Source organism: Streptomyces sp. NPDC058145, from assembly GCF_042884245.1.
GTDB lineage: Bacteria > Actinomycetota > Actinomycetes > Streptomycetales > Streptomycetaceae > Streptomyces.
In genome coordinates, this window is the sequence record NZ_JBHVUH010000004.1 from 107,340 (window position 1) to 126,674 (window position 19,335).

At 74.0% G+C, this 19,335-nt stretch carries 17 protein-coding genes; 9 read left to right on the forward strand and 8 right to left on the reverse strand.

Features of this window, described 5'->3' with window-relative positions; all coding sequences use genetic code 11:
• The first annotated feature begins 37 nt into the window (after positions 1 to 37).
• From ACFVVO_RS10485 to ACFVVO_RS10505, 5 genes are all read left to right on the forward strand, one after another.
• Positions 38 to 1,972 carry an N-acetylmuramoyl-L-alanine amidase gene (locus ACFVVO_RS10485; RefSeq protein ID WP_390053561.1) on the forward strand — a complete coding sequence of 645 codons (1,935 nt, stop codon included), beginning with the start codon at positions 38 to 40 and terminating at the stop codon, positions 1,970 to 1,972.
• Between the two features lie 44 nt (positions 1,973 to 2,016).
• A complete protein-coding gene (locus tag ACFVVO_RS10490) occupies positions 2,017 to 2,508 on the forward strand; it encodes a hypothetical protein (protein WP_390053563.1) in 492 nt (163 codons plus the stop codon).
• A 53-nt stretch (positions 2,509 to 2,561) separates the two neighbouring features.
• Complete coding sequence (locus ACFVVO_RS10495) at positions 2,562 to 3,551, forward strand: NAD-dependent epimerase/dehydratase family protein (protein WP_390053565.1); 990 nt, start codon at positions 2,562 to 2,564, stop codon at positions 3,549 to 3,551.
• A gap of 70 nt (positions 3,552 to 3,621) precedes the next feature.
• A complete protein-coding gene (locus tag ACFVVO_RS10500; RefSeq protein WP_390053566.1) occupies positions 3,622 to 5,100 on the forward strand; it encodes an integrin-like protein in 1,479 nt (492 codons plus the stop codon).
• Between the two features lie 146 nt (positions 5,101 to 5,246).
• Positions 5,247 to 5,498 carry an FG-GAP repeat protein gene (locus ACFVVO_RS10505; RefSeq protein WP_390053568.1) on the forward strand — a complete coding sequence of 84 codons (252 nt, stop codon included), beginning with the start codon at positions 5,247 to 5,249 and terminating at the stop codon, positions 5,496 to 5,498.
• A 108-nt stretch (positions 5,499 to 5,606) separates the two neighbouring features.
• On the opposite strand, the gene ACFVVO_RS10510 is transcribed toward ACFVVO_RS10505, so the two are convergent.
• Together ACFVVO_RS10510 and ACFVVO_RS10515 are read right to left on the reverse strand one after the other, a co-directional pair.
• Positions 5,607 to 6,719: a sensor histidine kinase gene (locus ACFVVO_RS10510; RefSeq protein WP_390053569.1), complete on the reverse strand. Its 1,113-nt coding sequence runs from the start codon at positions 6,717 to 6,719 to the stop codon at positions 5,607 to 5,609.
• A gap of 1 nt (position 6,720) precedes the next feature.
• The gene (locus ACFVVO_RS10515) at positions 6,721 to 7,458 is read right to left on the reverse strand and encodes a response regulator transcription factor (RefSeq protein WP_390053571.1); all 738 of its coding nucleotides are present in this window, start codon (positions 7,456 to 7,458) and stop codon (positions 6,721 to 6,723) included.
• A 105-nt stretch (positions 7,459 to 7,563) separates the two neighbouring features.
• Here ACFVVO_RS10515 and ACFVVO_RS10520 point away from each other — a divergent pair, with 105 nt between their 5' ends.
• From ACFVVO_RS10520 to ACFVVO_RS10530, 3 genes are all read left to right on the forward strand, one after another.
• Positions 7,564 to 8,283 carry a glycosyltransferase family 2 protein gene (locus ACFVVO_RS10520; RefSeq protein ID WP_390053573.1) on the forward strand — a complete coding sequence of 240 codons (720 nt, stop codon included), beginning with the start codon at positions 7,564 to 7,566 and terminating at the stop codon, positions 8,281 to 8,283.
• A gap of 63 nt (positions 8,284 to 8,346) precedes the next feature.
• Positions 8,347 to 8,958 (forward strand): DUF2064 domain-containing protein, encoded by a 612-nt coding sequence (locus ACFVVO_RS10525; protein ID WP_390053575.1) that lies wholly within the window; start codon positions 8,347 to 8,349, stop codon positions 8,956 to 8,958.
• Positions 8,955 to 9,686 (forward strand): class I SAM-dependent methyltransferase, encoded by a 732-nt coding sequence (locus ACFVVO_RS10530; protein ID WP_390053577.1) that lies wholly within the window; start codon positions 8,955 to 8,957, stop codon positions 9,684 to 9,686. Before ACFVVO_RS10525 ends, ACFVVO_RS10530 begins: the two co-directional genes overlap by 4 nt.
• Before the next feature lie 346 nt (positions 9,687 to 10,032).
• Here ACFVVO_RS10530 and ACFVVO_RS10535 read toward each other — a convergent pair whose 3' ends face one another.
• Positions 10,033 to 11,271 (reverse strand): molybdopterin-dependent oxidoreductase, encoded by a 1,239-nt coding sequence (locus ACFVVO_RS10535; protein WP_390053579.1) that lies wholly within the window; start codon positions 11,269 to 11,271, stop codon positions 10,033 to 10,035.
• A 194-nt stretch (positions 11,272 to 11,465) separates the two neighbouring features.
• On the opposite strand from ACFVVO_RS10535, the gene ACFVVO_RS10540 reads away from it, so the two are divergent.
• The gene (locus ACFVVO_RS10540) at positions 11,466 to 12,767 is read left to right on the forward strand and encodes a hypothetical protein (RefSeq protein WP_390054116.1); all 1,302 of its coding nucleotides are present in this window, start codon (positions 11,466 to 11,468) and stop codon (positions 12,765 to 12,767) included.
• A gap of 40 nt (positions 12,768 to 12,807) precedes the next feature.
• Here the strand turns inward: ACFVVO_RS10540 and ACFVVO_RS10545 are convergent, their stop codons facing one another.
• The 5 genes from ACFVVO_RS10545 to ACFVVO_RS10565 all read right to left on the reverse strand — a co-directional run bounded on the left by ACFVVO_RS10545 (position 12,808) and on the right by ACFVVO_RS10565 (position 19,010).
• Positions 12,808 to 13,752: an MIP/aquaporin family protein gene (locus ACFVVO_RS10545; RefSeq protein WP_390053580.1), complete on the reverse strand. Its 945-nt coding sequence runs from the start codon at positions 13,750 to 13,752 to the stop codon at positions 12,808 to 12,810.
• A 101-nt stretch (positions 13,753 to 13,853) separates the two neighbouring features.
• The gene (locus ACFVVO_RS10550; RefSeq protein ID WP_390053582.1) at positions 13,854 to 14,519 is read right to left on the reverse strand and encodes an SDR family NAD(P)-dependent oxidoreductase; all 666 of its coding nucleotides are present in this window, start codon (positions 14,517 to 14,519) and stop codon (positions 13,854 to 13,856) included.
• A gap of 83 nt (positions 14,520 to 14,602) precedes the next feature.
• Positions 14,603 to 15,226: a DUF4328 domain-containing protein gene (locus ACFVVO_RS10555; protein WP_390053583.1), complete on the reverse strand. Its 624-nt coding sequence runs from the start codon at positions 15,224 to 15,226 to the stop codon at positions 14,603 to 14,605.
• Between the two features lie 202 nt (positions 15,227 to 15,428).
• On the reverse strand, positions 15,429 to 17,990 hold the full coding sequence (locus tag ACFVVO_RS10560; RefSeq protein ID WP_390053585.1) for a hypothetical protein: 2,562 nt from the start codon (positions 17,988 to 17,990) through the stop codon (positions 15,429 to 15,431).
• Between the two features lie 129 nt (positions 17,991 to 18,119).
• The gene (locus ACFVVO_RS10565; RefSeq protein WP_390053586.1) at positions 18,120 to 19,010 is read right to left on the reverse strand and encodes an RNA polymerase sigma-70 factor; all 891 of its coding nucleotides are present in this window, start codon (positions 19,008 to 19,010) and stop codon (positions 18,120 to 18,122) included.
• Between the last annotated feature and the right edge of the window lie 325 nt (positions 19,011 to 19,335).

Here is a 19,335-nt window from a genome sequence, read left to right on the forward strand (position 1 = left end):
GCGCGGTCGGAGGCCCTTGCGTATGTGGAGTCGTGTCATGTCCCGTGTCCCCGGCGCCGTACGCGGACGCAACGGGCTGATCTGCGCCACCGCCTCGGCGGCGCTCCTGCTGCCGCTGCTGGCGTGGCCGCCGTCCGACGACGGCGAGGTGGAGGACCGGCAGCTCCAGGACGACTTCGCGACCGCCGCGCAGGCCTACCACGTACCGGTGAGCGTCCTGATGGGCGTGTCCTATCTGCAGTCGCGCTGGGACTCCCATCCGGGCGTCCCGAGCACCGGCGGCGGCTACGGGCCGATGCACCTGGTGGACGCCGGCGTCACGGGGGCGGCGGGTCCCTCGCCCCGGCCCGCGGCCCGGCCCGCGCGCGGCCGTCCGGAACAGCAGGCGGCGGACCTGCGCCGGGCCGCCCGCCTGACCGGAGAGGCGACGGACCGGCTGCGGCTGGACGCCGCCGCCAACGTGCGCGGCGGCGCCGCCCTCCTGGCGGCGACCCAGAAGGCACTCGGCAAGCCGCTGAGCACGAACCCGGCGGACTGGTGGGACGCGGTGACCCGCTTCTCCGGCTCCAGCGACAAGGCGGAGGCGGCGACGTACGCGCACGACGTCTTCGAGGTGATCCGGCAGGGCGCGCACCGCACCACCGACGTGGGTCAGCGGGTCAGCCTGACCGCCCGCCCCGAGGTGCGCTGGAACCCCGCCGGCCGGTCGGGCCCGCAGCGGGCGCAGGACCCCGAGTGCCCGCCGGAGCTGTCCTGTTCCTGGCTGAGCGCGTCCTACGACGTGACCGACGACAACGGCGGATACGGCAACCACGACCTGGCCGACCGGCCCCGGGACCAGAAGATCGACTACATCGTCATCCACGACACCGAGGCGATCCTGCCGAACATGTTCAAGACCGTGCAGGACCCGACGGAGGCCTCCTGGCACTACTCGATCAGCTCCCGTGACGGGCATGTCACCCAGCACATCAAGACCAAGGACGAGGCCTGGCACTCGGGCAGCCAGTTCGTCAACGCCCGCTCGATCGGCATCGAGCACGAGGGCTTCCTCACCCAGCCCGACGCCTGGTTCTCCGAGACGATGTACCGGACCTCGGCCCGCCTGGTGCGCTACCTGGCGCGGAAGTACGGCGTCCCGCTGGACCGGCAGCACATCTTCGGCCACGACAACGTGCCCGCCCCGACCGCCGGCTCCATCCCCGACATGCACGACGACCCCGGCCCGTTCTGGGACTGGCGGCACTACTTCGACCTGCTCGGCGCCCCGCTGAAGGCGACGGCCGGAGCGGACAGTCCGATGGTGACCGTGCTGCCCGACTACGCCACCCACAAGCCGCGGTTCACCGGGTGCACGGGGAAGGGCGACCCGTGCGCGCCGCACGGCTCCAGCGCCGTCCGCCTGCACACCGAGCCGTCCGACGACGCGCCGCTGATCCAGGACATGGGCCGGCACCCGGACGGCGACGACTCCACTGAGGACGTCAATGACCTCGGCTCGCGGGTCTCGGCCGGCCAGACGTTCGCGGTCGCCGGGCGCAGCGGCGACTGGACGGCGATCTGGTTCCAGGGCAACAAGGCCTGGTTCGAGAACCCGAAGAAGCACCCCGTGGCCGTCGGCGCGGCCGGCCGGATGGTGACGCCCAAGGAGGGCCTGAGCGAGATCCCGGTGTACGGGCGCGCGCTGCCGGACGAGGACGCCTACCCGGACGGTGTGGAGGAACAGCCCGAGTCGCCGCTGCCGTACGACCTCCGCGCGGGCCAGCGGTACGTGACCCGGTCCAGCGTCCTCGGTTCCTGGGCCGGCAAGTCCTTCGGCGACGTCCCCAACCCGGTGGTGAAGGGCCGGGAGCGCTACTACGAGATCCAGTTCGGGCACCGGCTCGCCTATGTCCGGGAGCAGGACGTGGACCTGGTGAAGGCGCCGTCCACGAAGACCCCGAAACCCGCGGCGGCCGGTCCCCGGAACTGACGCACCCCTCCCCGGCGGGCCCGCCGGGGCACTAGGGTCCGCGCATGGCCAGCGTGGGGAAGCGGACGTGGATCACCTGCGCGGCGATCGGGGCGGTGTGCTGCGCGCTCGCCGTGTCCACCGCGCTCGCGGCGGCCCGGCAGCGGCAGGACGCCCGGCGGATCGACGCCGCGCCCCGGCGGGTCACCGGTGTCGTCGAGCACGCGGTGCCCGAGCCCAAGGGCGGCGTGCGGATGGAGATCGCCTACACGGTGGGCGCCCGCCGCTACTCCACCGACCGGGAACTGAACGATCTGCCCTACGGCACGAAGCCCGGGGCGGGCGTCCGGGTGTGCCTGGAGGTGGCCGGCTCCAGGCCCGCCACCAACCGCCTGTGCGGCCAGCGCTATCCGGCGGGCGACGACTGGGTATCGGCCTACGGCCTCATGACGGTCGCGGGCACGATCGGCGTGCTCTGCTGTGCCGGCACCGTCCTCGTCGCCCGCCGGGCACGTCCCGCCCCGGCCGCTGGTGACGAGGTCCTTACGGACCCGTGACGCGCCGTCCGCCGGACGCGGCCCGGGGCCGGACCCGGGCCTAGCGTGGGCGTATGCGCGTACTGGTCACCGGCGGTGCCGGGTTCATCGGGTCCCATGTCGTCGACGCCCTGCGGGCGCGCGGGCACGAGCCGGTGGTGTACGACGTCCGGACCGATCCCGGAGCCGACGTGCGCGACCCGGCGGCGGTCGCCCGCGCGCTCGCCGGGGTGGACGCGGTCTGCCACCAGGCGGCCATGGTGGGCCTCGGCGACGGCGTCGCGGACGCGGCGGAGTACGTCTCCCACAACGACCTGGGCACCGCCGTCCTGCTTGCCGCGATGGCCGGGGCGGGCGTGCGGCGGCTGGTGCTGGCGGGCTCGATGGTGGTGTACGGGGAGGGCCGCTACACGTGCCCGGCGCACGGCGTCGTACGGCCCGGCCCGCGCGCCGAAGCCGGACTGGCGGCCGGCCGCTTCGAACCGGACTGCCCCTCCTGCGGCGCCGAGCTGGCCCCGGGACTGGTCGCCGAGGACGCCCCGGCCGACCCGCGCAACGTCTACGCCACCACCAAGCTCGCCCAGGAGCACCTGTCCGCCGCCTGGGCGCGCTGCACCGGCGGTACGGCCGTCTCGCTGCGCTACCACAACGTGTACGGCCCCCGGATGCCCCGCGACACCCCGTACGCCGGCGTCGCCTCCTTCTTCCGCTCGGCCCTCGAACACGGCGAGCCGCCGCGGGTGTTCGAGGACGGTCGGCAGCGCCGGGACTTCGTCCACGTGCGTGACGTGGCCGCCGCCAACGTGACCGCACTGGAGGCCGGGGGGCGCCCCGGAACGCTCACCGCGTACAACACCGGCAGCGGTGAGCCGCACACGGTCGGCGACCTGGCCCGCGCCCTGGCCGCCGCCCACGGCGGCCCCGAGCCGCTGGTCACCGGCGAGTACCGGCTGGGCGACGTCCGCCACATCACGGCCGACTCCTCCCGCCTGCGCGCGGAACTCGGCTGGAAGCCGGAGACCGGCTTCGCCGAGGGGATGCGGGAGTTCGCGCGGACACGCTGAGCCGTCGCGGAAGCTGCCTGCGCGAACTCCCGCCGCGGTCACAGGAATTGTTCCGGTTCCCATACAACCCTTGTCTCTCGCGGGCGGTCTCCTCATCGCGCCCAAGGGGCGCCCGGCATCCGCCTCGACTCCGGGAGACACCATCCGTAAGCGCCTCTGCCTGCTGTCCGCCGGGCTCCTGGCCTCCGTCCTGACCCCGCCGGTCCTGGCCACGCCGGCGACCGCGGCCGTCGCGAAGTACGTGGACGACTTCAACGGCGACGGCCACCGCGACCTCGCGTTCGGCGACCGCACCGCGACCGTGTCCGGGAAGAAGCAGGCGGGGGCAGTCGTGGTCGTATGGGGCTCGGCCCACGGCCCCGACCCCGCCAAGCGCTCGCTGATCACACAGAACAGCCCGGGCATCGCGGGCGGGGCGGAGACGAACGACTTCTTCGGCGCCAAGGTCACCGCCGCGGACATGAACAAGGACGGTTACGGCGACCTGGTCGTCACCGCTCCCGGCGAGGACGTCGGCGCCTACCACGGCACCTTCACCATCCTGTGGGGCTCCCGCGCGGGCCTGACCGAGGGGACGTCGTTCAAGAGCCCGGCCTGCAAGGACTGCGGCTTCGCCAAGGACGTGGCGGTGGGCGACTTCACCGCGGACGGCAGGCAGGACGTGGTCTCGATCACCGACGACTACGTCTACGTCGTGCGTGGGCCGTTCACCAGGTCCGGTTCCCGCGGCACGGCCACCAACCTCGACCCGGTCGACGGCGAGGACATCAAGCCGGACCTCGTGGTCTCCGGCAAGGTGACCAAGGACGGAACCGCCGACTTCGCCGTCCTCGGTTACGACTCGGACACCTGGACCAACCGCGCCTGGTTCTACCGCGGCGGTTCCGGGGGCCCCGCCAAGCCGGCCCGCAAGGTCCGGGTGCCGGGCGACTCGGGCCTGGTCGGCGCGAGCGCCACGATCGCCGACTTCGACAAGGACGGCTACGGCGACCTCGTGGTGGGCACGGCCCGGGCCGGCAAGGGCGGTTCCGTGAGCGTGTTCAAGGGCACCTCCCAGGGCCCCGCCACCTCGGCCACCACGTTCACCCAGGCCACCGCCGGAGTACCCGGCACCCCGGAGTCGGTCGACTACTTCGGCTACGACGTGTCCGCCGCCGACACCAACGGCGACGGCTACCCCGACCTCGCGGTCGGCATCCCCGGCGAGGTGATCGGCGGCAACCTCTTCCGCGCCGGCGCGGTCACCGTCCTGCGCGGCGGCCGGGGCGGACTCACCGGCACCGGCTCCCGCCAGTACGACACCGGCACGCCGGGAGTCGCGGGCGACCCCGCCGAGGAGGACGACGCCTGGCTCGGCTCCTCGGTCCTGCTGCGCGACTTCGACCACGACGGCCGCGCCGAACTGGTCGCCACCGCGAACGAGATCGGCCGGCTGCACCTCCTGCCGGGAACCTCCTCCGGCCCCACCGGCGCCGGCTCCGTCCTGCTCACCACCGAATCCCTGGGCCTGGGCTCCCGCTCGTACTTCGGCGCGGCCCTGACCGACTGACCCTGTTCCTCCTCGGCGCGCCGGGTGAGACCTTCGGGGACGAGTCCCACTACCTTTCCTCCGCCGGGGCGATCACCCTGCTCCGCGGCTCGGCCTCCGGCCTCTCCGCCGCTCGCCCGGTCCTGCTCACCCAGGACAGTCCCGGCGTGCCGGGCAGCCTGGAGCCGGGCGACGGATTCGGCTCGTCCCTCCTCGCCTCAGACGTGAACCGCGACGGCCACGCCGACCTCACGGCCGTCGCCGACAACGAGAACGACCCCGAGGGCGCGGTCTGGTTCCTGCCGGGCGCCTCGTCCACCCTCTACTCGACCAGTGCGTCGACGAGCTTCGGCCCGACGAGGGTGGGGCTTCCGGCCGGGGAGTACTCCGCTTTCGGGGCCGACCTGGCGGGCCAGTAGTGCTTGGTCAGGTTCTTTCGCCGGTGGCGTGACCGGGAGGGTTCACCGGCTCGGCGGACCCTCCCGGGCACAGGTCGGACGCGCCCACAGACCCGGCCTATGCCCGGGCTATGCCCCGGCCGCCGGGAGGGTCACCTCGAAGCGGCAGCCGCCCGGGATGTTGCGTACCGAGGTCTGACCCTGATGCGCCTCCACGATCCCCCGTACGATCGCCAGGCCCAGCCCCGCCCCCGCCGGGGGCGTCCGGGCGTCCGTGCCGCGCCAGCCGGTGTCGAAGACGCGGGGCAGGTCCTCCTCGGGGATGCCGCCGCAGCCGTCCGTCACCGACAGCACCACGCCCCCGGGCGCGCGCTCGGCGGCGACGGCGACCGTGCCGTCGGCGGGGGTGCGGCGGATGGCGTTCACCAGCAGGTTGGCCAGCACCCGGCTCATCTCCTTGCCGTCGACCTCCACCGGCACCGGTTCCACCCCGTCCCCGACCAGCCGTACACCGTGCTCGCGGGCGAGCGGTCCGACGCCCGCGAGGGCGTCGCCGACCAGGTCGTACAGGGAGACGCGGGCCGGGCTGAGGGGGAGCGTGCCGGCGTGGATGCGGGAGAGCTCGAAGAGGTCGCCGACCATCTCGTTGAGGCGTTCCACCTCGGTGCGGATCTGCTTGAGGTAGCGGTCCGGATCGGTGGCCACCCCGTCCTCCAGCGCCTCCGACATGGCACGCAGCCCGGCGAGCGGGGTGCGCAGATCGTGCGAGATCCAGGCGACCAGCTCGCGCCGGGAGGTCTCCAGCGCCCGTTCGCGGTCCCGGGAGGCGGTCAGCCGGGCGCTGGTGGCGGCCAACTCGCGGCTCAGCGCGTCCAGTTCGGCCGTGCCCGGGACGGTGGGCGCGGCGAAGGCGCCGCCGTCGCCGAAGTGCCGTGTGGCGTCGGTGAGTTCCCGGCTGCGGGCGACGACCCAGCGGCCCAGCAGCAGCGCGGTGGCCAGGGAGACGACGGCCGCCATCGCGACGACGGCGGTGACGACCCGCAGATCGTGGGCGGACAGGAACATCGCCCGGGCCACGGCCATGGTCCCGGCGAGCATGGCCACCACCCCGACGGCGGCCACCACGGCGAGCGAGGCGGTGAGGGAGCGTCTGCGGATCAGGCGCAGCACGGCCGCCCCCGCGAGGCCGGTGGCGGCGGCGCCGAGGAAGGCGTAGAGGGCGATGAGGAGGTTGTCGCGCACGTCAGACCGCCTCCTTCCCCGTGGCGTCGAAGCGGTAGCCGACGCCCCACACGGTCTGGATGAGGCGGGGCCGGGCCGGGTCGTCCTCGACCTTGCCGCGCAGCCGCCGGACGTGGACGGTGACGGTCGACAGGTCGCCGAAGTCCCAGCCCCACACCTCCCGCATCAGCTCCTCCCGGCCGAACGCCCGGCCCGGGTGCCGCAGGAAGAAGGCGAGCAGGTCGAACTCCCGCAGGGTGAGCAGCAGTTCTTCGCCGTTCTTGGTGGCGCGGCGGGCCTGCGGGTCCACGGTCAGACCGGCCGCGCCGAGCCGGCCGCGCGGTACGGCGGGCCGGGCGCGGCGCAGCACCGACTCCACCCGCAGCACCAGTTCGCGCGGGCTGAACGGCTTGGTGACGTAGTCGTCGGCGCCGACCTCCAGGCCGAGGATGCGGTCGTCCTCGTCGCCGCGCGCGGTGAGCATGACGACCGGCACCGAGCCCCGCTCGCGCAGCCGGCGGCACACCTCGAGGCCGTCCATGCCGGGCAGCATCAGATCGAGCACCACCAGGTCCGGCCGGTGCTCGGCGGCCCGCTCGAGGGCGGCCGGACCGTCGCCGGCACGGTCCACGGCGAACCCGGCACGGTCCAGATAGCCCGCGACGACCTCGGCGACGGTCGGGTCGTCGTCCACGACGAGGATCCGGCCCCGGGTGTCCGTCCGCCGTCCGGTGTCCGGTGATGCGTATGGCTGCTGCATGCCTCCCACCCTGGCACCACGCCGCCGCCGCGGCCCGGTCCCGGCTCCGACGTCCGGGTTTCGTAAGGAGCGGGTGTCCGGTTCGTCACGGTTCGGCTTCGTAGGGTGAACGCCGTGACCACCTCACCGTTCCCCGCCGGCGTGGACGTCGTCCTGCCCTGTCTGAACGAGGCCGAGGCCCTGCCCTGGGTGCTGGAGCGCATTCCGCCCGGCTGGCGCGCCCTCGTCGTCGACAACGGGTCGACCGACGGCTCCGCCGGTCTCGCCCGCGCCCTCGGCGCCACCGTCGTCCCCGAGGAGCGGCGGGGCTTCGGCGCCGCCTGCCACGCGGGGCTGCTGGCCGCCACCGCCGACGTGGTGTGCTTCTGCGACTGCGACGCCTCCCTCGACCCCGCGCACCTGGTCCCGTTCGTCCGCGAGATCCGGGACGGCGGAGCCGATCTGGTCCTCGGCCGGCGCCGCCCGCAGGCCCGGGGCGCCTGGCCGGCCCACGCCCGGGCCGGCAACCTGGCGCTGGCCCGGCTGCTGCGCCGCCGCACCGGGCTGCGCCTGCACGACCTCGGCCCACTGCGCGCCGCCCGCCGGGAGGCCCTGCTCTCCCTCGGCCTCACCGACCGGCGCAGCGGCTATCCCCTGCAGATGGTGGTGCGCGGCGCCGACGCCGGCTGGCGCATCACCGAGCACGACGTCCCCTACCTCCCGCGCACCGGCACCTCCAAGGTCACCGGCACCTGGCGCGGCACGTGGCACGCCGTGCGGGACATGAGCACGGTCCTGAAAGAGCCACCCGTTGTCCGTCCCCGGCCGCGGGCCGACGGTGGCTGATCGCGCGGTTCCCCGCGCCCGTCAGGAGTCGCACCATCCCGCGCCGCACAAGGAGTCCGAACCATGATCACCCTCCTGGTCATCGCCAAAGAGCCCCGCCCCGGCAGGGTCAAGACCCGCCTCACCCCACCCTTCACCCCCGCCCAGGCCGCCACCCTCGCCGAAGCCTCCCTCACCGACACCCTGCGCGCCGTGGCCGAAACCCCCGCCACCCGCAGACTCCTCGTCCTGGACGGCCGGCCCGGCCCCTGGCTCCCACCCGGCTTCGACGTCGTCCCCCAGTGCGCCGGCGGCCTCGACGACCGCCTCGCCGACGCCTTCGCCCACTGCCCCGGCCCCGCCCTGCTGATCGGCATGGACACCCCGCAGGTCACCCCCGCCCTGCTCACCGTGGACTTCGCGGACTGCGACGCGTACTTCGGCCCGGCCGAGGACGGCGGCTTCTGGGCGCTGGGCCTGGCCCGCCCCGAGCCCGCGCTGCTGCGCGGTGTGCCCATGTCGACGCCGGTGACCGGGGCCGTGCAGCGGGAGCGGCTGGTGGCCGCCGGGCTGCGGGTGCGGGACCTGCCCGGTCTGCGGGACGTCGACACCGCCGCCGACGCCCGCGCCGTCGCCGCCCTGGCCCCGCACGGCGCCTTCGCCGCGCGGCTCGCCGACTGCACGGCCGGCCGATGAGCACGGCCGGCGCCCCGCCCGCCTGGGCGGCCTGCGATCCGTACGCCGCGGCCCTGCGCAGCGGCCGGGGTCCGCTGTTCCTGCGCCATACCGACGGCCGGCTGCTCCCCTTGGAGGTGGAGCGCTGGTGCGCAGGCGCGGACGCCGTGGACCGGGCGGTGCTGGCCCGCTGCGAGGGCGCCGTCCTGGACGTCGGCTGCGGACCCGGCCGGCTGGTCGCGGAACTCGCCGGCCAGGGCCGCACCGTGCTCGGTGTCGACGTCTCCGAGGCCGCCGTCACCCGCACCATCACCGTGGGCGGCCAGGCGCTGCGCCGCTCCGTCTTCGGCCCGCTGCCCGGCGAGGGCCGCTGGGGGACCGTCCTGCTCATGGACGGCAACATCGGCATCGGTGGCGACCCGGGCGCCCTGCTGCATCGGATGGGCCGACTGCTGTGCCCAGGCGGCTTGCTGATGACCGAGACCGACCCGGCGGACCTCGACGAGCGCGCCGAGGTGCGGGTCGTGCGCCACGGCCGGGAAACCGTCGGCGAACCGTTCCCGTGGGCCCGGATCGGCACCCCGGCCCTGCTCCGGATCGCGGACCGGGCCGGGTGGCGGACGGCCGCTCAGTGGACGGCCGGTGCGCGCCGCTTCGTCGCCCTGCGCACGCCGAGCCCCCGCAGCACCAGCAGCAGCGCCGAGCCGCCGAAGAGCACGGCCGTGATCAGCAGCCAGCGGCCGAGGTAGACATCGGCGGACATGCCGGTGGCCGCGCGGTAGCGCCGGTCCACCAGGTTGAGGATCAGCGGGAACCACACGAGCAGCAGCAGTCCCGACAGCACGGCCGGCACCCGCACGTACAGCGTCCACTCACGGTGTCCGGCCGCGCCGAGCCCGCGGACGACCGCCCGGTCCGCCGCCGCGTACAACGGCAGCAGCACCAGGTCGTGCAGCAGGGCGGCCCCCACGATCCACAGCGCGATCCCGCGCCAGTCACCGGCGAGCAGCCGTACCCCCGCGTACCCGGCGAGCGCGAACGAGCACGCCAACAACAGCAGTTGGAACGGACTTCCGACCGGAAAGCGACGCCGCATCACAGGTCTCCGAAGGTCAGCCGGGCCACCCACTTGGTGTTGAGCACACCGGGCGCTGCGGGCACGATGATCCGCGCCGGGTGGCCGTGGTCCATGGACAGGTCCTCGCCGTTGACGGACAGGGCGAGCAGGGAGCGGCCGTCGGCCACCTGGTTGGCGCGCAGGGCCGCGCGGCGGAAGGCTCCGTGCCGCTGCAGGGACTCCACGAACACGTCCGGCGCCTCGCCGTCGTGCCCGACGAGCGCCGCGAGATCGCGCAGCCGCACCCCGCGCCACCACTGGTCGGCGGTCGACCAGCCCTCCACGCAGGCGATGGGCAGCGACGAGCTGTGCTGGGGCAGTCGCAGCAGCTCGGCGCGGCTGAGACGCACCGTGCCGGTCCGTCCGGTGACGACGAGCCGCCACGCCTCCGCGCCGGTCTCCGCCGCGTCGATCCCGGCGTACGCGGCCGTCTTGTTGATCTGGAAGCCGTTCGGGCCGCCGCCCGGGTCGGCCCCGCCGTGCGGCGCGAGCAGCGCGGTGCGGCGGAACGGGCCGCCCAGGCTCTGCCCCACCGTGGTCAGGAACAGCAGCAGCGAGCCGCCGCCGACCAGCCACAGCGCCCCGCGCCGGGAGACGGTGGGCGGGTCGGGGCTCGGGGCGACCAGGTCGCTCTCCGGTTCCGCGCGCAGCCGCCGCCGTACGGTGCGCACGGCCGCCGGCGCCTTCAGCACGGCGTGCGCCACGAACGCGGCGAAGAACACCCAGGCGCCGTAGAAGTGCAGCGGGTAGAAGGAGCCCGGGAAGACGTAGGCGAGCTGGACGTTGAGCACCCCGGTGGTGAACTCGAACAGCCCGCCGCCGACGAGCAGCAGCAGGGAGAGCCGCTCCAGCGCGTGCGCGAGGGAACGGGCCGGCGGCAGGGTGAACAGCCGGGGCACCACCGACCACAGCTTGGCCAGCAGGACCGGGACGAGGGTGATGCCGAGGGTGACGTGGACGCCCTGGGTGAGCCGGTACAGCCACACCGGGCCGACCGGCCAGGCGAAGAGGTAGAAACCGAGGACGCCCTTGTCCGGGGTGGTGTCGTTCACCGGGGACAGGTCCGGGTTGTAGGCGGCGTACGACACCAGGCCGGTCACGAACAGCACGGTGATGCCGGCGAGCAGCACGAGGCCGAGCACCGAGGTGAACCAGGGCCCGCGCAGGGGGCTGCGCCAGAAACCGGGGGCGGTGGGAAGCCGGGGATGGTCGCGCATGTGCAGACGGTAGGCCGCGGGGCGCCCGGAAAAGGGCCCACGACCGATGACGAAACGCTGACGTCCGCCTCGTGTGACGGCTCCGGCGCGGCCGTGCGGCCTAACGTGCCGACGTGACCCCCTCCCTCCGCCGTGACACCGGCCGCGACCCCCGCCGTGCCGGCCGTGACGCCCGTCGCGACCTCCGCCGTGACCTGTACGCCGCCGGGGCCGCCGCCCTGCTGGTGACGGCCGCCGTGCTGACCGGACGCCACATCCAGTCCACCCGCCACACCCTGTTCGTGCACTGGCCGCCCCTGCTGGCCGAGTGGGACCCGCATCCGGGCCCCGGGACCCCGGCCGCCGTGCTCCTCGCCGCGGCCGGGGTGGCGTACGGGCCGCCGCTCGCCGCCCGCCTGCCCTGGCGGGCCCTGCTCGCGGCGGCCTGGGCGACGGCGACGGCCTGGATCCTCTCCCTGGCCCTGGTCGACGGCTGGCACCGGGGCGTCGCGGGCCGTCTCACCACCCGCGAGGAGTACCTCCGGGTCATCGGCCGCTTCCACGACATCCCGGCCGCCCTGCGCGACTTCACCCATCACATCGTGGCCGGCACCCCCGACCCCTGGCCGGCCCATGTCGCCGGCCACCCGCCCGGCGCCACGCTCACCTTCGTCCTCCTCGACCGGGCCGGGCTGCGCGGGGGCGGCTGGGCCGGGCTGTGGTGCGTGCTCACCGGCGCCACGGCCTGCGTGGCCGTCCTGGTCGCCGTACGCGCCCTGGCCGGCGAGACGCTCGCCCGCCGCGCCGCGCCCTTCCTGGTGCTGGCCCCGGCCGCGGTCTGGACCGGCACCTCGGCCGACGGCTGGTTCGCGGCGGTCGCGGCCTGGGCGGTGGCCCTGCTGGCCCTCGCGGTCACCCGGCGCTCCCTGCCGTGGGCGGCCGCCTCCGGCCTGCTGTTCGGCCTGACCTGCTACCTGTCGTACGGTCTCACGCTCATCGCCCTGCCCGGCGCGGCGGCGGTGTGGGTGGCCCGGGACGGGGTCCGCCGGCGTCCCGTCCTGCTCGTGGCCCTGCTCGCCGGACTGGCCGTCGTACCCCTGGCGTTCACGCTCGCCGGGTTCGACTGGTGGACGGCGTACCGCCTGCTGGTGACCCGTTACCACCAGGGCGTCGGCGGCACCCGGCCCTACGGCTACTGGGTGTGGGCCAACCTGGCCTGCACCGTGCTGATCACCGGTCTGGCGACGGCGGCGGGCCTGCGCCGGACCGCCACGGCCCTCACCCACCGCGCTTCCCCCGCCGCCGTCCGCCTGGCGGTCCTCGTCTGCGCAGCCCTCCTCGCCCTGCTCGTCGCCGACCTGTCCGGCATGAGCAAGGCCGAGACCGAGCGGATCTGGCTGCCGTTCGCGATGTGGCTGCTCCCGGCGTGCGCGTACCTTCCGTGCCCCCGGGCCTGGCTCACGGCCCAGACGGCGCTGGCCCTGCTCCTGAACCACCTGTTGCTGACCGGGTGGTGAGGGGCGGGATCGGTCCACAGCCTGTGGACGGCCGTCGATGCTAGTAGTCCTCCTCCTCCACGGGGCGCGTTCGGCCCGGCTCGGGCAGTTCGCCCAGCTGGGAACGGACCACCAGCACATCGCCGATGAACAGGTCGTAGACCAGGATGCCGATCACGGCGCCGATCAGCGGCCCGATGATCGGGATCCACCAGTACGCGCTGAACGAGCCGGCCACACTGCCCGGGAAGGCCAGGCTGTCCCAGCCCGCCGCCCAGGTGAACAGCCGCGGCCCGAAGTCGCGGGCCGGGTTGATGGCGTAGCCCGCGTTCGCGCCGTAGGACATGCCGATCGCGGCGACGACGAAGCCCACGATCAGCGGTGCGAGGTTGGCCTTCACGGCCTGGTTGCGCAGGTCGAGGATGGCGGCGATCAGCATCAGCAGGAAGGCCGTGCCGACGATCTGGTCGATCAACGGCCCCCAGATCCCGCCGTGGAAGTACGGAGCCGGGAAGGTCGCGAAGATCGAGAACGTGGCATTGGTATGCCCGTTCACCTTCGGTCCCGGCACAGCCGCGTCGAAGGCGTTGATCGCCTGGTGGTAGACGAGGTAGACCAGCGCCGCTCCCGTGAACGCGCCCACGATCTGCGCGAACCAGTACGGCACCACCTTGACCCAGGGGAACCCGCGGCGCACGGCCATGGCCAGGGTCACCGCCGGGTTGATGTGGGCGCCGCTGACGCCGCCGGCGACGTAGACGCCGAAGACGACGGCAAAGGCCCAGCCCCAGGTGATCAGCAGCCAGTCACCGGCTGCCAGGAAGATCGTCGTGGGGGTGGCGGCACGGCCCGATCCGGGCAGTGCGGCGACCGCCGTCGCGACCACACCGCAACCGAAGGAGATGAGGACGAAGGTCCCCAGGAACTCCGCCAGACACTCGCCCAGCAGCCCTCCCCGGCTTCTGAGCCGGGACGGCTTGATGAGCGAAGGGATTTCCACAGCCATTGAGGCCCCCTCGAAGAGAGCTATGCGGCCAACATCACCATATTCGCTCACAAATGCTCTTCACGCAGGGCAGCACCCGGGACCCCGGCCCGCCCGCGGTCTCAGCCGTCGAGGTCGTCGGCGTAGTGCCGAAATCCGCGCCGGTCGCGGTGCATGGCCCACAGGGTGTCCGCCAGCACGGCCGGGTCCTTGCGCCCGTGCCCGGGTGTGATCGACCCCGGGATGATCAGCTGGGCGACGTGGATGCCCTCGTCGGCCAGCCGGTCGTGCAGCAGATGCCCGTACGCGCTCTCCGCGGCGAACGCGATCGAGGTACCGGCCCGCTCGGGATGGGGCACGGCGGCCGTACCGCCGTTGACGAAGAGGATGGTCCCTCGGCCCAGCTCCCGCATGCCCGGCAGCACCTGCTGCACCGCCGCGACCGGCCCGTAAACCGAGAACTCGATCGGCCCGAGCAGATCCCGGTGCCGGGTCTCCAGCACCGGCCGCATGAAGTCCCGGTGCGGCACCGGGCTGTACTGCAGCACCTCCACGGTCCCGAGGGCGCTGCCCGCGTCCTTCAGCGCGGCCGCCAGCTCCTCCGGCCGGCGCACGTCGGCGGCGAAACCGCGCGCGGTGACTTTGTCGGCGGCCAGCTCACGGACCAGGTCGTCCAGCCGCCGCGGGTCCCGCGCGATGAGGGCGACGTCGTAGCCCTCCCGCCCGAACCGGCGAGCGACGGCGGCCCCGAGCCCGGGACCGGCCCCCACGATGGCGATGACACTCACGGAAGAAATCCTCCCCGTCCCACGACCACCTCACCACCCGCACGGCGACGAGGCCGCCGCACGGGCCGCACGCGGGTTCCCCGTCACCCGCCGACGACGCCCACGGACTCCTCCGCCACGCCCCGCCCCTGAACCTGCCGGATCCGCTCCACCTGCGCGGCGGTGACCGCCCGCACGGCGAACGCCCCGGCCACGGCCGCCCCGACCACGGCGGCGTCTGCCATGAGCAGCGGCCACACCTCCTCGTAGGCCCGCGCGATGATCTCGTCCGTCGAGTCGCGCGACACCAGCCCGACCCCACCGAACATGCCGATCAGCCAGAGCACCCACCACACGTTGACGGAGACGGGCAGCTTCCGCTCCGGGGCGGTGGCCCGGAAGGCGTCCGCGACGATCCCGCGCGGGAACCAGAGGTTCACGACGGGCACGACCCACCCGAGGTACACCCAGATCCCGAGGTACTTCGGCGTCCGCCCCGACAGCACCCGCGCGTTGTCCCGCACCCGCCACAGCCAGGCCAGGAACAGCAGCGCGCACACGAACGCGACGCCACCGCCCAGCGAGGTCACGACGTGGTACGAGTCCTCGAGCCCGTTGAGCGGACGGTGCACGCCGTCCCCCTGGTCCGGCGGCCCCGAAGCGGGCTCCCCCGCCACGGCCAGCCTGATCTCCCAGACCCCCCGCACCAGCCAGGCGGCCCCGGCCACCAGCAACGCCCCTCCGGCCAACCACCCGGCCGTCCGAACGGACCGCATCCCGAGCCGCCCGCGAGCGGCTCCCTCCCCCATGAGTTCATCCACGAGCCCATCCTGACGCACGCCACCCCCGAACCCGACAGGGGCACACCAAAACAGAGCCGGCCCGGACACCGTCGTGCGGTGTCCGGGCCGGGTACGGCTCAGGGGCTGGTCAGGTTCTGACGGTGAGGTGGAGCCAGGAGCTCCAGGTGGTCAGGTTGGTGGTGTCCGTCCTGCTGTGCTCGTACTCGGAGCGGACGCGGAAGCGGTGGCCCGTGGCGTTGGTGAGGGCCAGCTTCGTCACCGCGGTGCTGTTCGCGTCGAGGGTGAAGCAGCCCGATGTGGTGAGCGTGTGCCAGGCGCCGCTGTAGTACTCCTGGGCCTGGAAGCGCTGGCACTGGCCGGGCTTGGCGGGCGTCACGGTCGCGGTCACCTGCGGCTTCACCGTGTGGTGGTAGACGCGGTAGGTGGTGCCGCCGTATGTCGTGCTCGTGTAGTAGCCGCTGAGTTTCTGGGCGACCTTCGCGTAGGCGGAGACGGCGCGGGTGATCGTCGCCGGGGCGCAGCGGTAGTCGCCGGCGTAGGACGCCGTGAAGGTGGTGCCGCGGGTGAGCCTGTACGTGGCCGACAGGTTGCCCTTGCTGTCCACCGTGCCGGTCTTCAGCAGGGTCTTGGTGCCGCCGCCGGGCTGGGCGTACAGCGAGACCGTGCGGCCGTTGTACGTGGTGCCGAGGTGGGCGGTGACGGTGGCCGTCGCCCCGTACGCGTACGTGGACGCGTTGGTGGTGACGGCGAGGGCCGTCTTCGACCGGGAGACCTGGACGATCGCGGAGGCGGTGGCCGCCTCGTGGGAGGCGTCGCCTGGGTAGCCGACCGTGTAGGTGTTGGCGCCGCCGACGTCCGGCTTGTCCGTGACGGTGATCGTGCCGTCGGTGCCCACGGGCGCGGTCCAGGTCACGGGTGCCGTCGTGTGCGCGGCGTCCGTGCGGGAGACGGTGACCTTCTCGCCGGCGGCGTAGGGGGCGTCGCCGAGCGAGCCGGTGAAGGACAGCGCCGAGGCGCGGGCGGCGGTGCCGGGAGCCTTCAGCGTCAGGGCCGGGACGTACGGCGAGACGTGCACGGTCGCGTCGGAGGACGTCGGCTCGTGCGTGACGTCGCCCGCGTACGACAGGCGGTAGGTGAACCTGCCGGTGGCGTCCGGGGCGTCCTCGACCGTGAACTCGGTGGTGGCGGGGTCCACCGGCACCGACGGGAGCTGCTTGGTCTCCTGGGTGTCCTCGTTCGTCCTGGACACCTGGACGGTGGTGTCCCCCGGCAGGCTGCCGAGACCGAGCCGGCTCATGAGCGAGCCGGTGAAGGTCACCGCGTGCGGCGTCGCCGAGCTGATCTCCGGGGAGCCGATGGTCGTGGACAGCCGCGCCACGTGCACCGTGAGCGAGGCCGACGCGGCCCGGTGCGTGGCGTCACCGGCGTACCTCACCTCGTACGTGTACGCGCCCTCGGCCGGCCGGGTGTCGCTGACGGTGAACGATCCGTCGGTGCCGACCTCGGCGTCGTCGGGCAGTGCCGTGCCGTCACGGGTGACGTGGACCGAGGCACCGGCGGGGACGGCGCCCTGGGTGCTCAGCGACCCGGTGAGGGTGTACTGCTGGGTGGGGACCGCGTACCGCGGGTGGGTCAGGGAGAGCTGGGTGTCGGTGAGCTTGGCCCCGCCCAGCACGTTGAGGGCGTACGCGCCCGAGGAGTCGCGGGTGACGGCGTAGAGCGTCACGCCGTCGGCTCCCCACTCCAGCCCGTCCGGGGCCAGGGTGCCGGACGGGAACGTGAGGTGGTTCTCGGCGACGGTGTTCGAGCCGGCGTAGACGTGGACGCCCGCGCCCGAGCCGGCCGAGCTGCCGACGGCGATCGTCCCGTCGGTGTCGGCCGCCAGGGAGTTCGGGGCGGAGTTCGCGCCGCCGGTGTAGTACACGGCGGGGTTCGCGGCGCCCAGGTTCGAGGCGTCGTAGACGCGCAGGGCCGACTGCTGGACAGCGGCGAGCAGCACCCGCTCGCCGTCGCCGGTGACCTCGAGACCGGTCGCCGTGCCGCCGCACACCGCGGTGTCCGCCTCGACGGAAGCGGTCCCGGAGGAGACGTCGAAGGTGGCCACGTGGCTGAGGCTGCCCTGGGGCTCCTCGGCCGCGAGCACTCCGCCGCCGGTGGCGAGCAGCGGCGCGGCCGTCCACTGCGACATCGACGGCTGCGGGGTCGCCACCGGGTCGGCGGCGGACGGGTCCACGGAGCCGATGGCGCCCTTGCCGTCGGCGGTGTGCCCGTACCAGACCCGGCCGCCCGCCACGGCGACGGAGACCGGGGCACTGCCGGCGCCGGTCGGCCAGCGGGCGGACTCGGTGAGGGTCGCCGTGTCGATGGCGGCGACCGCGTCACCGTCGGCCAGGGCCGTGTAGAGCGTCCCGCCGTCGGGCGACAGGGCCAGGCCGGTGGCGCCCTGCTCGCCGGTGACGGTGGTGACGGGGGTGCCGCTCAGGTCGGTCACCACGATGCCGTCGGAACCGGCGCCCTGGCTCAGGAAGATGTGCCGGTGGGCGGTGTCCACCAGCATGTGGGAGTAGTGGGCCAGCGGCAGCGCCGCGGAGCTGTCGGCCTGGGCGGCGGCTCCGCCGAGGCCGACGGTGGCAGTCAGCCCGGCGACGACCGATATCGCCGTCGTGAGCGAGACCCGCTTGAGGCGCATGGCGCTCCTCGGGAGAAGTGGAAGATCAACCCGGACGATAGCGCCCGCCACCGACAGCCCCGACGCCAGCGCCCCCACCGGAAGTCAGCGCTCACCTGCAGTCCGGCCGCACCGCCCGCCGTCGACGGCTCAGCGCCGCAGCCCCCGCAGCTTGTCCGGGTTCACCTGCAGGCGGAGGTTCTCGATGCGGTCGTCCACCAGGTCGTAGGTCACGGCGCCCACCGGCTCCCCGCCGAGGGTGAGCAGGATGCCCAGTTCACCGTTGACCGGCACCAGTTGGACGGCCACTCCCTCCATCCGGGGCTTTCGCAGGACGCCCAGGACGAACCGGCCCACGTGGTCCGCCCCGTGCAGCGGCCGCCGGGCCGCGGAGACCTTGCCGCCGCCGTCGGACCAGCAGGTGACGTCCGGTGCGAGGAGTTCCAGCACCGCGTTCAGATCACCGCCCGCGCACGCCTCGATGAACCGGGCGGTGACCGTGGCCCGCCGCTCGGGGTCGGTGTCGTAGCGGGCGCGGCGGGACCGGACGTGGTCGCGGGCACGGCGGGCGATCTGGCGGACCGTGGGTTCGGAGCGGTCCAGGAAACCGGCGATCTCCGCGTGCGCGTAGCCGAAGACCTCGCGCAGGACGAACACCGCCCGCTCCACCGGGGTCAGCGTCTCCAGGACCACCAGCATGGCCGTCGAGACACTGTCCGCGAGTTCCGCCTCCTCCTGGACGTCGGGGGAGGTCAGGAGGGGCTCGGGCAGCCAGGGGCCGACGTACCGCTCCCGCCGTGCCCGGGCGGAGGTGAGGCGGTTCAGCGAGTGGTTGGTGACGGTGCGGACCAGGTAGGCGCGGGGGTCCCGGACCGCCGAGCGGTCCGCGGAGTGCCAGCTCAGCCAGGTGTCCTGCAGGACGTCCTCCGCGTCCGCCACGCTGCCCAGCATCCGGTACGCCGTCGCGAACAGCGTCCGCCGGTACTCGAGGTAGGGGTCGGGGTCGGGGTCGTGGCCGGTGTCCGTCTCCGAGTGCGCCATGGGGCCAACGCTGCCAGAGCGCCCAGGTCCCGTCACCGCCGGGTGTCCGTCGCCGTCGCCCGCCGGGTGTCCGTCCTCATCACCGCGGGCGTCCGCTCCCGCCGGCCGCCGGAGGGCCGGCCAAGCCCCCGCCCGATCGCCAACGGATCGCGATCGGGGGCTCCGACACCTCGTTGGCGGCCCGGCGAGAGTTTTTACCCGCGGCACAGAGACGATCGGCCTTCGCATCCGTACTGCTGTGCGTACGAACTGCCCGCGTGTTGTCGGGGGCGGGATCCACGACCGGGCAGGAGGCACGGTGCGCTTTTCGCGGAACGCGACGGGA